Below are 15,812 nucleotides of genomic sequence, written 5' to 3'. Positions count from 1 at the left end.
GTTGTTGTATTTATAGTGTATGAAATCTTACAATTTCATATTCAAGTGAAAAATATGTGAACGTTAACAAATTTGTAAAGTGCAAAAATTATAATCATTTTGTATAATAGAAGAAACAATCGTTATATAAAATATAATGAGCGAAAGGGGAGGGAACATAAATGCCAAATTGGTTTAGAAAAACCTTAGTCGCATTAATTACCGTATTTACATTTGGTCTAGTGACGCCTCCTTCCATATTACTTGATAATGCCAAAGCTGCGGACAAGCCTACGAGCACAGCTGGGCAACAAAATTTGGAGAGTACGTCCTATACATATGAAGAAACGAATGATAGGTTAACCACCGATACCTTTATTAATTATGCGATGCAAGAAGCAGAGAAGCAATCTATGCAAAAATTTGGCTCTAAAATTGGGCCTGTAATTGAAGATGAATTTAAAGATGTTGTATTACCTAAAATTGAAGAGGCAATTGCGGAACTTGCCAATGATGTGCCAGAAGAATCGTTACAATCATTAGCGATTTCTCAAAGACCAGCTGGTGGAAATAATGAAAAGATTTTTCATGTTTATGACACGAAAACAGGAAATGATTTACTGCGATTTCATGTGAGGAGAGATCATCCACCGCAAGATGGATATTATTTTAATTTCCACTATCATCGTTTTGATGATGGATACTCAGGACACCATGAGTTAGGAAATATTTATTGGAATACGAATGTGCCGCCGAAATGGCTGTCTTAAAAAAGAACAAGAGAAAATCTTGTTCTTTTTTTATATTTATGAAAGGGTAAGACATTTATGTTGTTGAATAACATATGTTTAGGAAAAAAAGCAAAGGGAGTATGGGGGATGCAAAAATACATTGTTTTTGACTTTGACGGCACATTAGTAGATTCACAAAATATATTTGTACCGATTTATAATCAACTTGCTGAAAAGCATGGGTATAAGACAGTTAGTGAGGAAGAAATTGAGCCTTTACGAAAATTAACTATGTCGGAGAGATGTAAAAAGCTTGATGTACCTCTTTATAAACTACCTATATTAGCATTAGAGTTTTATAAATTATATCAACCCGCTATAAAAGATCTCGTTTTATTCCATGGGATGAAGGATGTATTAGATGAATTACATAAAAAAGGATACGGGATTGCGGTCATATCATCGAACTCAGAAGAGCATATTAGGACATTTTTACATAATAATGGCATCGGAAATATACAAGAAGTGTATTGTTCTAAAAACTTATTCGGTAAAGATAAAATGATTAAAAGGTTTTTAAAATCGAAAAAGCTAACAGAACAAGATATGTTGTATGTCGGTGATGAACAACGTGATATAGCAGCTTGTAAAAAAGCTGGTGTAAATGTAATTTGGGTTTCTTGGGGATATGACGTTATTGAAACGGTAAAAGGGGATGCGCCAGATTATATGGTCAATACGCCAATGGAAATAATGCAAGTAGTACAAGGAGCACATTCTTAATATGAATACACTTAGAGCAGGTATTCATCATATTGAATTTTGGGTAGCAAATTTAGAGGAGTCTATTTCTTTTTACGATATGTTGTTTTCAATAATTGGATGGAGAAAATTAAGCGAAGGAGCATATAGTACGGGAGAAAGTGAAATATATTTTAAAGAAGTAGACGAGGAAATTGTAAAGACGTTAGGACCGAGACATATTTGTTATCAAGCTATTAATAGAAAAGTAGTTGATGAGGTATCAGGATTTTTAGTCGATACTAATGTGAAGATTATACGTGGTCCTATCGAAATAAATCATTATTCGGATGGGTACTATACAATAGACTTTTATGACCCGAATGGTTTTATTGTAGAGGTTGCGTATACACCGAATGCGGAAATGTAAGGGGAATAGACATGAAGACAATTACAGCATGGCAAAACAATATACAAATAGTAAAAGATGCAGCAAATATTGAAGAAATCTCTAAAGGTTTCTCTCCTGATAAAAAATATATCATTACGACTACTGAAGATGAAAAGTATTTGTTACGGACAGGCGATATAAAAGAGTTTGAAAGAAAGAAAATAGAGTTTCAAATTTTGAATGAAATGCAGGAACGAAACGTGCAGGTACAAAGACCAATTGAACTTAGCATATTGGAAGAAGAAGGTTTATGCTATAGTGTTTTTTCATATTTAGAGGGGGAAGATGCGAAAAAGCTGTTGCCTACATATACGCCAAAAGAACAATATGAAATTGGTATAGAAGCAGGAAAAGATTTAGCAAAAATGCATGTATATGAAGCTCCCAAGGACTTACTGCCTTGGCATGAAAGAGCAATGGAAAAACATAGAAAATATTTAGAGGCATATAAAACATGCGGAATCAAAATAGAAAATGATGATAGAATTATTAAGTTTATAGATGAAAATGAAATGTATGTAAAGAACCGTCCGAATCGATTTCAACACGATGATTTTCATTTAGAAAATATAATTGTACGGGATGGAAAATATGTAGGTGTTATTGATTTTAATGGCTATGATTGGGGCGATCCACTGCATGATTTTGTAAAAATTGCATTATTTGCAAGAGACGTTAGTATCCCGTATTCAATCGGACAAATAGAAGGATACTTTAATGGTAGAATACCAGAGGAGTTCTGGAAATTGTATGCGGTGTACGTTGGCATGACGGTTTTCTCTTCAGTTGTTTGGTGTTTACGAGCAGCGCCGCATATGTTAGATGATATGTTAGAACGTCTTACTATAGTTTTAGAGGATCATAAAGACTTTGAGTTATCAAAGCCAATTTGGTTTCAGCCAGAAAAGATTGATATGAAATAGAAAAGGTAGGTGTGATTCACATCTACCTTTATTTTTTACCATTCTTCGTTTTGAAGCAGTTGTAATGCTAACTTTAAATCCACATCTTCTTGTATATGTTCCGGAGTCCAAGGGATATGTATATGCGGTTGTATACCAATTCCGGACATTCCTTCGCCTTTATCTATAATAGAAAGCCGTGAAGTAGGGTAGCAAAGAGCAAATGTATCAACCCATTCCATTACTGCTAAATTAGAATAATCATTTACACCAGCGGTAGGGCGACCTATTACTTTCACTTTAGATGATTTTTTTGCTACTTCTACAAAGGAGTCGCCGGAGCTTGCGCATGTTACGTCTGTTAGTACTAATACTTTACTTGGCATTTTTCTTCCGTGTATTTTTAATGATTGAAGTTCTTTTGGTAACCCAGAAGTATCAAATGTAACGAATCCTTTTTTATAATTCTTTTTTAAATCTTGAATAAACATATCAGTGAATAATCTTGAAAGTTCGTCTAAAGAATCATAATCTTCATTTTCGAAGTCTTTCATTCGTAAATGAAAGTTTCTTTCTGTATGATTTAATTGCATTGTATCCGAAGAATCGAAAAGCGAAATCTCTTTGTCTTCAAATAAGTACGGAAGTAAGTTGAAAAAAACGTCATCACTTCCACCGAGATTCATTCGGACGTCTATAATTAAGTTCGGAAAAGAATCAAGCTCGTTTTTGTATGTATCTATTAATTGATTAACAGCTTCAGTATTTGTGAAGTCTGTCAAAGTAATTAAGAGTGTATCTTCATTATACTTTTCTAATGAATAGTTAGGCGTGTAACCGATTTGTTTATACTTTTGTAAAGGAATAGTTTGGGTTACTCCATTTTCATCTATAATTGTACAATTGGATGACTTCGATAAAGCATAGTCCCATTTTTCACGATCATAGGTAGTCTCATTTAAATATTTTTTATATTTTATTAATAGCTCAGGAATTTTTATGTTATCTAATGCAAGAATAGTCTGTCCTTTTTTCACTCGTTTTTCTTGGTTAGCTGATGTAATGTATAACCGATCTTCATATCGTTTAACTTGAAACCCAACACTATTAAGTGGTTGTTTTTTTGTAGTCATTTTGAAAAACATATGATTATCTTTAAAGTCTAATAAGTAATCTCCTACAATTTCAGTAAATTGTACTGGTGTTAACTCTCCATGTTTCTCTAATCGTTCAATCTTATGTAAATATGTAGTAGGGTCGTCCCATCCTTTTTTATCGAGAAACCCCGAATAATCGTGGTGAGTAATTGAAACAACTTCTTTGAAAATTTCTGTGTACACAACTTTTCCTCCTTATAATTTGATTAGTCGAATAAAAGAATTCTGTACTGTACCCTTATTATCCTTTATTTGGATGTGGGAAATTAAATGAAGTGGCATAAAGTACAGGAGAAAGTGAAATGTATTTTAAAGAAGTAGACGTGGAAAGTGTAAGGACGTTAGGACCGAGACATATTTGTTAGCAAGCTATTAAAAGAAAAATGGTCGATGAAGTAGCAGAGTTTCTTTCCAATACTAAGGTGAAAATAATGCGTGGTCCAATCGAAATGAATCATTATTTGGATGATTCATTTCGATTGATTTTTACGATTCTAATGGATTTATCGTAGAGGTTGTGTATACTCCAAATGCAGAAATGTAATGAGAAACTTGACGTTTACTTTATAATATAAAAAGGGGGGTGGAATATTGAAAGTCAGGCAAGGAAAATATGAAGAAATAAAATTACACGATAGAATTCCAGGAATGGTTGAATATATAGAGGACACAATGTTACCTACTGGTTTTCACTATTATATTCCTCCGCATTGGCATAGAAGTATTGAAATTAGTCTAGTCGTATATGGAGAAGTTTTCTTGTATGTGAATGGGCAAAAAAAGAAAGTATCCGCGGGTGAATTTATTTTTGTAAATAGTGGAGATGTTCATGAATTTGAAAAAGTTGAAAATACAAGTTGTGCAGTCATGATGCTAATTATTTCTTATGAATTTCTTAAAGAGCTAAATGAAGATTTTGATAAATATAGATTTAATATAAAAGAATCAGTTGTTCAGAAAACTAACCTCCAGCAAATGTTTTATGAATTAAAGGGGTTAGTCACAAACTCTGATGATTTAACTTACATAAAAATTAATAGTTTAATTTATGAAATTGTTTATATTCTATTGCGATATTGCAAAGATGGGGAGAATATAAACAATGATTTTCAACTTGAAAATAGACAGAAAGAAATAATTACGTATATTTACAAACATTATGATGAGGAACTAAAACTGAAAGATGTGGCTAAACATTTTTTTGTAAGTGAAGAACATTTTTCACGTATGTTTAAAAAATCATTCGGATCAAATTTCACCACTTTTTTAACGAGATACAGGCTCTATAAAGCGTATGAAGATATTATTAGAAGTACAAATTCTATACAAGATATAGCGCTGAAACATGGATTTCCAAATGTGAAATCATTTATTTCACAGTTTAAAGACAAATATGGATATACACCATTACAGTATAGGAAAAATATCATATCAAAAAATGACTATAATCGAATCAAATATGAACAACAATAAAAATACGTTCCATGGTACATTTTGTACATGGAACGTATTTTTATTTAGTAAACGGGAAGTTATATAATCCCGAATAATGAAAGCGCTTGAATTTAGAGGGGAGAAATATTAGATGACTAGAAAATATGACTTAGACTTATTAGAAAAAATTCAAGAAAAACAAGAAACCATCAATGTGAAGGGGGCAAAAGTCTTAGTAAAAAACATACCAGATTGTGATGAAAAAGGAGCGATGGATCCACGCCTTTATAAGGATACGAAGGTTCAAATGAATGTAATGAGGTTTATGCCTAAAAATATGATGAAAATGGATGCTTCTGAAAAATCGGTAAAGAATATGCGAAAACAATTTAATGGAATTAAAAGTGTTCCAATTGTCACTAAAGACATAAATATTGCGCATAAAACAGTGAAAGCGGAAGATGGCTATGATATACCTATAAGAATTTATAACAGTAGTACTAAACGAGAGAATGCACCAATTTTATACTTTATTCATGGTGGCGGATTTATGGCAGGATCACCTGATGTGGTAGAAGAACTTGTGAAATTGATAGTAGAAAAAACAGATATACTAGCCGTTTCTGTGGATTATCGATTAGCTCCAGAAAATCCTTTTCCAACTGGGCATACAGATTGTTACACTACTCTAAAGTGGATTTATGAGAATGCTGGCACATTAGGCGGTGATAAGAATAATATCTTTGTAGCAGGTGATAGTGCAGGAGGGAACTTAACACAGTATTGTACAACTAAAGATTTGGAAGATGGTAGGAAGTACGTGAAGGGACAGTTGCTACTGTATCCTACAATTAACATGTGTGATTATGAAGATGAGTTTTATTCTTGGAGTATAGATAAATATGAAATTGCTCCAAAGTATAAAAAAGGATTAGAAAAAATGCTTAATATTATGCATTCAATGGTTGGAGGTATGTCAGAAGTACTTGGTACGAAAGAAATTAATTCTAAGTATTTAAGTCCATATGTTGATGTATCCTCAGACTATCCAAGTACATTTATTACGGTAGGAGAGCATGATTTTTTAATGATAGAATGCTTAGCTTATGCAGCTAAATTAACTAACAAAGGAGTTGATACCGAAACAGTTCTTTATCGTGGTTTAGGGCACGCTTATGGAGATAACGTAGGTGTCTATCCTCAAAGTGAAGATTTAGCAATTGAAATGGGGAATTTTATATTAAAGCATAGTGGAAAGTAGGGAGCATGATGAAAAATAGAAAAGTGATATTAATTGCTAGCTTTGCTATTTTACTATGTATCTTTGCATTTACAGACTTACAAATATCCAATAGTTTATATGAACCAACTAATAAGATTGCTCTTTTTTTACAAGCTAAAGGAGTATTTTGAGCTTATATAATGATGAATGGTTTGAGTAGTACTAAAGTATTATTTGTTTAATCGGATAAATAAATTATTGGTTTTAGATGGAATTTCTACTTGTGAAAAAATAGAGAGAAGCGAAAGCTTCCCTCTATGAAATTAACTATTCAATTTTAGTAAATGTAAGCGGCTGAGTACTTAGCATAGCGGGCACATGTAACTGAAGTGATGGGAATTCACCATTCACATTCATTTCATATGCAAATAATAGATTCATTTTTGCTTGGAACAAGTCAACTGGTGCGGAGAAAATGTCGTAATGATGATGCTGTAATTGAATCTCCATCTCCATAAATTGTACGTGTAATGAATCATCCCGTTTATATACTTGTAATGCTCCATAAGCAGGATGCTCAAAAGTACCAGTGTAGTCCTCTAATTTGTGAGAAGGTGCAGTCCCTTTAATTTGTTCAGGAAGGGATTCAGTTGCTTCTTTCATCATTTCCTTCATTTTTTCAGTATCTTCTACAGCACGTTTATGCCAATCGATACCTTCTAATTCAAGTAGATCGTCATAAATTTGGTTAGCAAGATAAGTAGGGAGTAATGTGCTTCCAGCATTCGTTAAAATGACAAGGCCTACATTTTCTTTTGGCATGAATGAAACAAGTGCCGAAAATCCATCAATATTACCGCCATGATGAATCACTTTATTACCACGATAAGCGCTAATAAACCAACCAAGGCCGTAACTATTTAATGGAGATTCAGGGAGTGATAAAACTGGTTGATCTGGAATGGAATTGTGTGGTGTATACATTTGTTGTAATAATTCAGAGGAGATTAATTCATGATCTCCAAACTTTCCTTCGTTTAAGTGAAGAAGTACCCAATTTGCCATATCTTCAATTGTAGAATTAATGCATCCAGCAGCGCCAACTGTATCGATATTACGGAATGGAACTTCTTTTATTTCACCGTCATTTTCCATGTAAGGTAAAGCATAATCGTCTGTATTTTGTGAGTCTGTAACAGAGAAATTTGTTTGATTCATATTTAAAGGCTCTAAAATATGTTCTGTAACGTATTGTTCCCACGTTTGATTTGTAATGTTTTCCACAATGTAGCTAATTGTCGCATACATTAAGTTGTTATATAGAAACGCTGTTCGGAACGGCGCATCAAGTGGTAAATGTTTTATTTTTTCAACTAGATCTTTTCGAGATAAGGAAGAGCTGTACCAGAGAGCCTCATGACGACTTACACCAGTTCGATGAGAAGCTAAATCTCGTCCTGTAACTTGCGAGTTAGCGAGCATATCGGATAGAGAGAAGTTAGGTACGTAAGTTTGGATAGGAGTATCCCAATTAAACTTTTTTTGTTGTGCTAATAAGCTTAATGAAAGTGTTCCGAATGCTTTCGTTGCGGAACCGATTGCGAATCGTGTCTGCGGAGTAACAGCCTCTTTTTTCTCTATGCTACGATAACCGAAACCTTCTGAAATAATGACCTCGCCGTCTTTTATAACAGCTACAGCAGCGCCAGGAACGTTTAAATCCTTCATCATCTTCTCAACCTTATGTTGTAACGTACTTAAAACAGGAGTTTTGATTTTAGACATGCTTCCAACCTCCAAATATAATTTTTATGTTCCGCACTATACTTTCTGTAATAGAAAAGTGAAACCCTTTTTAAATACAGAAAGTTAATAATTTTGTAAGAATAAATAAATTTATTATTTATTTAGAATTTTATTTTTATTATAATTAATTTAAATTAATTATAATAAAAAGATGGTGAAGAAGCGTGTTAACAATAAAGAAAGTACTTTGCGATAATAAAATTAATCCGATAGGCATAGATTCAAAAGTTGTTAAAATTAGTTGGCAGCTCGAATCGAATAACCGAAATGTAAAACAACATGCTTATCAATTGCAAGTTGCGAAGGATAAAGATTTTGAAAATATAGTATTTGATTCACAGAAAGTAGAAACAGATCAAAGTTTACATATACCGATCAATTCCTTTCTATATAGAACGGAGACACGCTATTTTTACCGAGTGAAGGTGTGGGATAATCATGCAGAAGAGTCATCTTGGTCAAAAGTAGCATTTTGGGAGACTGGATTACAAAGTGACAATTGGACGGGAAACTGGATTGCTGCAAAAAAAGAGCGAACACAAGTTATGTCTTTTAATAAAAATATTTTTATTGAAAAATTAGTAAAAAAAGCACGTTTATATATAACAAGTTTAGGATTATATGAGGCTGCTATAAATGGAGAGCGTATTGGAGAGTGTTACTTTACTCCTGGATGGACAAGTTATGATAAGAGAATATTGTATCAAACGTTTGATATAACGCATTTATTAAAGGATGAGCACAATGCTATTTCTGTACTGGTAGGTAATGGATGGTTTAAAGGACCGCTTACAATGAATCATATACGTAATTATTACGGGGAAAGGCGTGCGATCATTGCTCAAATACATATAACGTATGAGGATGGAACGAAAGAAAAAATTGTAACAGATGAAACTTGGAAGGTAGAAAAAAGCCCTATTTTGTATTCTGAAATTTATGAAGGAGAAGTTTACGACGCTAGGTTAGAAGAAAGTGGACAAGAGCTTGAGGATGTTGAAGTAATTGAGTATTCTAAACAAATAATTGTTGCACAAGAAAACGAATCGATTCGTAAAATGAAAGTCATAAAACCAATCTCTATTTCAAAACTACCAAATCACGAGTGGCTCATTGATATGGGACAAAATATGGTAGGATGGGTGCGATTTACAGTCCGTCATGTTTATATTGGGCAAAAAATAGAATTACAACATGCTGAAATATTAAATAAAGACGGTAGTTTTTATACTGGAAACCTCCGAAAGGCAAAACAAAAAATAGTGTATATTGCAAAAGGAGAAGAAGAGGAAAAGTTTGAGCCTCATTTTACATATCAAGGTTTTAGGTATGTGAAAATAAGTGGATTAACTCAGCCACCTCAATTAACAAATTTTGAGGGGATCGTATTACATACTAATATGGAAAAAGCGTCTAAGTTCGAAACGTCCAACCCATTAATCAATCAGCTTCATCATAATGTAGAATGGTCCCAAAGAGGTAACTTCTTTGATGTGCCGACAGATTGTCCTCAGCGAGATGATCGACTTGGATGGACTGGGGATGCGCAAATGTTCATCGGAACAGCTACACAATTAATGAATGTTCAATCGTTTTTTAAGAAATGGCTTCAAGATTTATCGTTAGATCAAAATGTTAATGGGGCTGTGCCTTTAGTTATTCCGGATGCGTTTGGAAAAAGAGAAGCTTTTGATCTTGATACTTCTGGAGGTTGGGGGGATGCAGCAATTATATGTCCGTGGGTTCACTATTTGCATTACGGAGATGTATCGGTTTTAAAAGAACAATATGACAGTATGAAGAAGTATATAGATTACATACGTTCACAAGGTGAGAACGAGTATATATGGGATACAGGTTATCATTTAGGAGATTGGCTTGCGTTAGATACGAAACCGGATGTATATGAAGGTGGAACTGACAAGCATTTTATTGCGACAGCGTTTTATGCGTATTCTACATCGCTACTACAAAAAATTGCTGAGATTTTAGGTGAAAATACAGATGCTAAGTTTTATGAAGAGTTACACGCAAATATTGTTCGAGCATTTCAAAATGAATTCGTTACACCAAATGGTAGATTAATTTCAGATACCCAAACGGCCCACGTATTGGTGCTTTTGTTTGAATTGGTAAATGATAATGTGAAGGAGAAAATATTTAATCGCTTAATTGAGCTTTTAAAAGAAAATAAAAATCATTTAACAACTGGTTTTATAGGAACACCGTATTTAAATTTAATATTAAGCAAGTTTAAACGTCATGACCTTGCTTGTAAGCTTCTATTTCATGAAGATTATCCATCTTGGTTATATCAAGTGAAAAAAGGTGCTACAACGATTTGGGAACATTGGGATGGTGTGAAAGAAGATGGAACACTTTGGAAGGATAGCATGAATTCTTATAATCATTACGCATACGGTTCTATCGTTGAATGGATATACCGATATATTGTTGGGCTAGAAGTGAATGAAACAAAGGCTGGATATAAACATTTTTATATCCAGCCTCATTTTGATTCCAATCTAGAATGGATTAATATAAAGCGTGAAACAGCGTATGGAGAAATTAAAATTGATTGGCGTGTAGAACATGAACAAGCTATATTAAATATCTCAGTGCCAGCAAATACTACAGCAACGTTACGAATTCAGGAAGCTGAATGGGAAACGAGAGATAGGATTGAAAAGGAACTAGGATCGGGCGATTATGAATTTACATTTTGTAAGAAAATAAATGAGGTAGAATTCTGTTAATATAGAAATGTTTTTTATTAATTTGGATTATTAAATTCGCTGTTTTTCATGTTATGATAAATTGCATATAAGATTGAAAGAAGGTTTTCTTACATATGAAACATGCTGAATATGAATACTTAAATTTATGCCGTCATGTAATGGAGCACGGTACGAAGAAAGAAGATCGTACGGGGACAGGTACTGTATCTGTATTTGGTTACCAAATGCGTTTTGATCTAAGTAAAGGGTTTCCTTTATTAACGACAAAGAGAGTCCCATTTCGCCTTGTAGCAAGTGAACTACTTTGGTTTATGAAAGGTGATACAAATATTCGTTATTTATTGCAACATAATAATAATATTTGGAATGAATGGGCGTTTAAGAGCTGGGTAGAAAGTGACGAATATAATGGCCCTGATATGACAGATTTCGGTCTTCGCTCACAACAAGATGAGGAATTTAAGAAGCAATACGATGAGCAAATGGAATTGTTTAAAAAGAACGTTCTAGAAGATGATGATTTTTCGAATAAATATGGTTATTTAGGAGACGTATACGGAAAGCAATGGCGTGCTTGGAAAACGACAGCTGGTGAAACGCTTGATCAACTAAAAGATGTAATTGAAATGATTAAGAAAACACCAGATTCACGTCGACTAATTGTTTCTGCTTGGAATCCTGAGGATGTACCAAGCATGGCTTTACCGCCTTGTCATACGCTATTTCAATTTTATGTAGCAGATGGAAAGCTTTCTTGTCAGTTATATCAAAGAAGCGGTGACATATTCCTTGGAATTCCATTTAACATCGCAAGCTATTCATTACTGACACATTTAATTGCACATGAATGTGGTCTTGAAGTTGGCGAATTTGTTCATACAATTGGAGATGCACACATTTATACAAATCATTTTGAACAAGTAGAAAAGCAATTAGCACGTGAACCACGTCCATTCCCGAAACTTACATTAAATCCAGATGTGAAATCTGTGTTCGATTTTGAAATGGAAGATTTAACGATTGAAGGATATGATCCACACCCAGCAATTAAAGCACCTGTTGCAGTGTAATTGTAGAGGAGATGAAAAAATGATTATTTCATTTATGGTCGCAATGGATGAAAATAGAGTAATTGGTAAAGATAATAATTTACCTTGGCGTTTACCAAGTGAATTACAGTATGTAAAAAAAACGACGATGGGCCACCCGCTTATTATGGGCAGAAAGAACTACGAAGCGATTGGTAGACCGCTGCCTGGAAGACGTAATATTATTGTAACGCGTAATGAAGGGTATCATGTTGAAGGCTGTGAAGTAGCACATTCTGTAGAAGAAGTGTTTGAACTATGCAAAAATGAAGAAGAAATCTTTATTTTTGGCGGAGCGCAAATTTATGATCTCTTTTTACCTTACGTAGACAAGCTATATATAACAAAAATCCACTATGCATTTGAAGGGGATACATTTTTCCCGGAAATAGACATGACAAATTGGAAAGAGATTTTTGTAGAAAAAGGTTTAACGGATGAAAAAAATCCGTATACGTACTATTACCATGTATATGAGAAGCAACAATAATAATAAAGATTGATGTAAAAATTTGCATCAATCTTTTTATTTATATTCATCGATATAAGTTTATAGATGATATTCGATAGTGCTATAATGAAATATAGCATGTGAAAATGCTAAAATTTTCAAGAGTATTAAGATAGAAAGAGGAGGAGAATCGGTTGAGAAAAATATGGGGGATTCTTTTTCTTTGCTTTGCATTAATGCTAGTCGGATGCGGCAAAGAAGAAAAACCACAAGAAGCGTTTGATACATATGCAAAAGCGTGGAATAAGCAAAAATTTGCTGATATGTATGATCAATTATCAGAAAATGCAAAAAAAGATATTTCAAAGAAAGAGTTTACTGAGAAATATGAAAAGATTTATTCTGGTATCGAAGTGAAAGACTTAAAGGTAGAAACAGGAGAAGTAAAAGAAGATAAAAAAGATGAAGGCCCTGTTCCTTTTAAGGTAAGTATGGATACAGTTGGTGGTAAAATCACTTTTAGCCATGAAGCAAAAATGGTGAAAGAAAAAGACGGAGATAAAGAATCATGGAAAATAGATTGGACTCCTGATTTTATATTCCCAGGTATGACAAAGGATAGTAAAGTGCGTATGCAGACAACACAGCCAAAACGTGGTGAAGTTTACGATCGTAATGGAAAAGGTCTTGCGACGAATGGTAAAGCTTCTGAAATCGGAATGATTCCAGAAAAATTAGGAGATGCTGCTCCACAAACGAAAGAAACTGTAGCGAAGTTGTTAAATGTGTCTGTAGAAGAAATTGATCAGAAACTAGCTGCTAAATGGGTAAAACCAGGGTATCTCGTACCAATTGGAATTTTACCTGAGGGAGAAACGCAAAATACGTACATTGATTTACCAGGTGTTGCAACAAAACCAGTAAATGTTCGTTCATATCCATTAGGAGAAGCAGCAGCACATCTTACTGGTTATATTGGAAAAGTGAATGCGGAAGATTTAAAAACGCTACAAAAGAAAGGCTATCAAGCTGATGATCCAGTAGGTAAAGCTGGTTTAGAGCAAATATTGGAAGAAAAGCTACGTGGTAAAAAAGGTGGCCGTGTCTTCATGGAAGATGCACAAGGAAAAGAAATTAAAAATTTAGCGAAGACAGATGCTGTTGATGGAGAGAATGTAACTTTAACTATCGATAGTGTTGTACAAGAAAAAATTTATAATGAAATGAAAGGAGAAGCTGGATCAAGTGCAGCAATCAATCCGAAAAGTGGAGAAACGATTGCGCTTGTGAGTAGTCCAGCATACAATCCTAATCTTATTGCGAGAGGGACATCAAAAGCTCAACGTGAAGCTTGGAATAATGACCCGAAAAAACCAATGACGAATCGATTCACACAATTATCGGTTCCAGGCTCTGTATTTAAGCCTATTACAGGGGCAATTGGTCTTGAAACAAAAACGATTGATCCGAAAGAAGAATTGAAAATTGAAGGATTGAAATGGACGAAAGATTCTTCTTGGGGTAATTATTATGTAACACGTGTAAAAGATGCAAATCCGATTGATTTTGATAAGGCGATGAAATACTCGGATAATATTTACTTCGCACAAGAAGCTTTGAAAATAGGTAAAGATAAATTTATGACTGAAGCGAAAAAATTCGGATTCGATGAGAAATTACCAATCGAATACGGATTCCCTGCTTCTAAAATTGCAAATGACGGCATTAAAAATGATATTCAAATGGCAGATACAGGATACGGACAAGGAGAAGTCTTAATGACTCCTCTTCATTTAGCCTTAACGTATGCACCAATTGTCAATGATGGAACGATTCCCACGCCGTACATCATTAAAACAGATAAACAACCAAAAGCTTGGAAAGAAAATGTGATTTCTAAAGGGAATCAGGATATATTAAAAACAGCATTAACGAAAGTAATTAACGATCCAGATGGTACTGGAAAAATTGCTAAAATTGATGGTATGACTCTTGCTGGTAAAACAGGAACAGCAGAATTAAAAGCATCAAAAGAGGCAGAAGGAAAAGAACTAGGTTGGTTTGCTGCGTTTGATTTAAATTCACCTGATATGGTCATTACAATGATGATTGAAGATGTAAAAGGTAGAGGTGGAAGTAATATTCCGGCTGAAAAAGTGAAACATGTTTTTCAAAAGTAATGATTAATAAAGACTATCTCCATGAAATGTGGAGGTAGTTTTTTTATTGGTTAAAATCCTAATGCTTATATACAAAAAAATAAACAATATAATTTTTATTAACTTACGAAAAAAAAGTAGCTATTTTTATTGACATTACGTAAGACTTTTTGTATTATACTTACATAAGGTAAGTTATTTACTTTCGAATTATAAATCTTGAATTAAAGATAAATTAGAAAAAGGGAGAGAATACAATGACAAAAGTACTATTTATCACAGCAAATCCAAATTCAGCAGAAGGTTCTTTCGGTATGGCAGTAGGAGAAGCTTTCATCGAAGCATATAAAAACGAACATCCACAAGACGAAGTTGTAACAATTGATTTATTCAATACAACTGTACCAGCAATTGATGCAGATGTATTTGCTGCTTGGGGTAAATTTGCAGCAGGTGAAGGTTTTGAAACTTTAACGGAAGTTCAACAACAAAAAGTTGCAGCAATGAACGGAAACTTAGAAACATTTATGCATGCAGATCGTTATGTATTCGTAACTCCAATGTGGAACTTTAGCTATCCACCAGTAGTGAAAGCATACTTAGATAACGTAGCAATCGCAGGTAAAACATTCAAATATACTGAAAATGGTCCAGTTGGCTTATTAGAAGGCAAAAAAGCACTTCACATTCAAGCTACAGGTGGCGTTTATTCTGAAGGAGCATATGCAGCTGTAGACTTCGGCCGTAATCACTTAAAAACAGTATTAGGATTCATCGGTGTAAATGAAACTGAATATATTGCAGTTGAAGGTATGAATGCTAATCCTGAAAAAGCACAAGAAATTAAAGAAGCAGCAATTGCTAACGCACGTGAATTAGCGAAACGTTTCTAATATAGAATACTTAAAAATGTCCAAACACTTGTTGTTTGGACATTTTTTCTTCTTTTTCCT

13 protein-coding genes and 2 pseudogenes are annotated in these 15,812 nt (G+C 33.7%); 13 read left to right on the top strand and 2 right to left on the bottom strand.

Annotated features, from left to right (window positions below; genetic code table 11):
- Positions 1 to 161 precede the first annotated feature (161 nt).
- From ACP6L7_RS01300 to ACP6L7_RS01285, 4 genes are all read left to right on the top strand, one after another.
- Positions 162 to 749: a YpjP family protein gene (locus ACP6L7_RS01300; protein WP_097831932.1), complete on the top strand. Its 588-nt coding sequence runs from the start codon at positions 162 to 164 to the stop codon at positions 747 to 749.
- Positions 750 to 857: 108 nt separating this feature from the next.
- Complete coding sequence (locus ACP6L7_RS01295; RefSeq protein WP_097832041.1) at positions 858 to 1,493, top strand: HAD family hydrolase; 636 nt, start codon at positions 858 to 860, stop codon at positions 1,491 to 1,493.
- A 1-nt stretch (position 1,494) separates the two neighbouring features.
- Positions 1,495 to 1,881, top strand: coding sequence for a VOC family protein (locus ACP6L7_RS01290; protein WP_097831933.1), 387 nt, complete (start codon positions 1,495 to 1,497; stop codon positions 1,879 to 1,881).
- Between the two features lie 11 nt (positions 1,882 to 1,892).
- Positions 1,893 to 2,825, top strand: a complete 933-nt coding sequence (locus tag ACP6L7_RS01285) for an aminoglycoside phosphotransferase family protein (RefSeq protein WP_097831934.1) — start codon at positions 1,893 to 1,895, stop codon at positions 2,823 to 2,825.
- Positions 2,826 to 2,860: 35 nt separating this feature from the next.
- Here the strand turns inward: ACP6L7_RS01285 and ACP6L7_RS01280 are convergent, their stop codons facing one another.
- The gene (locus ACP6L7_RS01280; RefSeq protein ID WP_098361872.1) at positions 2,861 to 4,144 is read right to left on the bottom strand and encodes a S41 family peptidase; all 1,284 of its coding nucleotides are present in this window, start codon (positions 4,142 to 4,144) and stop codon (positions 2,861 to 2,863) included.
- Between the two features lie 47 nt (positions 4,145 to 4,191).
- Between ACP6L7_RS01280 and ACP6L7_RS01275 the strand changes: the two are divergent.
- The 4 genes and pseudogenes from ACP6L7_RS01275 to ACP6L7_RS01260 form a co-directional block, all read left to right on the top strand.
- Positions 4,192 to 4,505, top strand: a pseudogene (locus tag ACP6L7_RS01275) (VOC family protein).
- A gap of 47 nt (positions 4,506 to 4,552) precedes the next feature.
- Complete coding sequence (locus tag ACP6L7_RS01270; protein WP_097831936.1) at positions 4,553 to 5,434, top strand: AraC family transcriptional regulator; 882 nt, start codon at positions 4,553 to 4,555, stop codon at positions 5,432 to 5,434.
- A gap of 112 nt (positions 5,435 to 5,546) precedes the next feature.
- Positions 5,547 to 6,656, top strand: coding sequence for an alpha/beta hydrolase (locus ACP6L7_RS01265; RefSeq protein ID WP_097831937.1), 1,110 nt, complete (start codon positions 5,547 to 5,549; stop codon positions 6,654 to 6,656).
- Positions 6,657 to 6,664: 8 nt separating this feature from the next.
- A pseudogene (locus ACP6L7_RS01260) lies at positions 6,665 to 6,799 on the top strand (phosphatase PAP2 family protein); the annotation flags it as partial.
- 145 nt (positions 6,800 to 6,944) lie between these two features.
- Here the strand turns inward: ACP6L7_RS01260 and ACP6L7_RS01255 are convergent.
- Positions 6,945 to 8,402: a serine hydrolase gene (locus ACP6L7_RS01255; protein ID WP_097831938.1), complete on the bottom strand. Its 1,458-nt coding sequence runs from the start codon at positions 8,400 to 8,402 to the stop codon at positions 6,945 to 6,947.
- 185 nt (positions 8,403 to 8,587) lie between these two features.
- Between ACP6L7_RS01255 and ACP6L7_RS01250 the strand changes: the two genes are divergently transcribed.
- The 5 genes from ACP6L7_RS01250 to ACP6L7_RS01230 all read left to right on the top strand — a co-directional run bounded on the left by ACP6L7_RS01250 (position 8,588) and on the right by ACP6L7_RS01230 (position 15,752).
- Positions 8,588 to 11,179 (top strand): alpha-L-rhamnosidase, encoded by a 2,592-nt coding sequence (locus tag ACP6L7_RS01250; protein ID WP_097831939.1) that lies wholly within the window; start codon positions 8,588 to 8,590, stop codon positions 11,177 to 11,179.
- 95 nt (positions 11,180 to 11,274) lie between these two features.
- Positions 11,275 to 12,231 (top strand): thymidylate synthase, encoded by a 957-nt coding sequence (locus tag ACP6L7_RS01245; protein ID WP_002118973.1) that lies wholly within the window; start codon positions 11,275 to 11,277, stop codon positions 12,229 to 12,231.
- Positions 12,232 to 12,250: 19 nt separating this feature from the next.
- Complete coding sequence (locus ACP6L7_RS01240) at positions 12,251 to 12,739, top strand: dihydrofolate reductase (RefSeq protein ID WP_097831940.1); 489 nt, start codon at positions 12,251 to 12,253, stop codon at positions 12,737 to 12,739.
- A gap of 155 nt (positions 12,740 to 12,894) precedes the next feature.
- Positions 12,895 to 14,880 carry a penicillin-binding protein 3 gene (gene pbpC, locus ACP6L7_RS01235; RefSeq protein ID WP_097831941.1) on the top strand — a complete coding sequence of 662 codons (1,986 nt, stop codon included), beginning with the start codon at positions 12,895 to 12,897 and terminating at the stop codon, positions 14,878 to 14,880.
- A 236-nt stretch (positions 14,881 to 15,116) separates the two neighbouring features.
- On the top strand, positions 15,117 to 15,752 hold the full coding sequence (locus ACP6L7_RS01230; protein ID WP_097831942.1) for an FMN-dependent NADH-azoreductase: 636 nt from the start codon (positions 15,117 to 15,119) through the stop codon (positions 15,750 to 15,752).
- Positions 15,753 to 15,812 lie beyond the last annotated feature (60 nt).

It is taken from the genome of Bacillus silvicola (genome assembly GCF_050524305.1).
GTDB lineage: Bacteria > Bacillota > Bacilli > Bacillales > Bacillaceae_G > Bacillus_A > Bacillus_A cereus_AT.
This window is presented reverse-complemented; position numbering and strand designations above follow the sequence as displayed.

Coding starts and splice junctions, on each gene's coding strand:
- ACP6L7_RS01255 (WP_097831938.1), bottom strand. CDS start 8,402: ATGTCTAAAATCAAAACTCCTGTTTTAAGTACGTTACAACATAAGGTT.
- ACP6L7_RS01285 (WP_097831934.1), top strand. CDS start 1,893: ATGAAGACAATTACAGCATGGCAAAACAATATACAAATAGTAAAAGAT.
- ACP6L7_RS01245 (WP_002118973.1), top strand. CDS start 11,275: ATGAAACATGCTGAATATGAATACTTAAATTTATGCCGTCATGTAATG.
- ACP6L7_RS01240 (WP_097831940.1), top strand. CDS start 12,251: ATGATTATTTCATTTATGGTCGCAATGGATGAAAATAGAGTAATTGGT.
- ACP6L7_RS01230 (WP_097831942.1), top strand. CDS start 15,117: ATGACAAAAGTACTATTTATCACAGCAAATCCAAATTCAGCAGAAGGT.
- ACP6L7_RS01290 (WP_097831933.1), top strand. CDS start 1,495: ATGAATACACTTAGAGCAGGTATTCATCATATTGAATTTTGGGTAGCA.
- ACP6L7_RS01300 (WP_097831932.1), top strand. CDS start 162: ATGCCAAATTGGTTTAGAAAAACCTTAGTCGCATTAATTACCGTATTT.
- ACP6L7_RS01295 (WP_097832041.1), top strand. CDS start 858: ATGCAAAAATACATTGTTTTTGACTTTGACGGCACATTAGTAGATTCA.
- ACP6L7_RS01265 (WP_097831937.1), top strand. CDS start 5,547: ATGACTAGAAAATATGACTTAGACTTATTAGAAAAAATTCAAGAAAAA.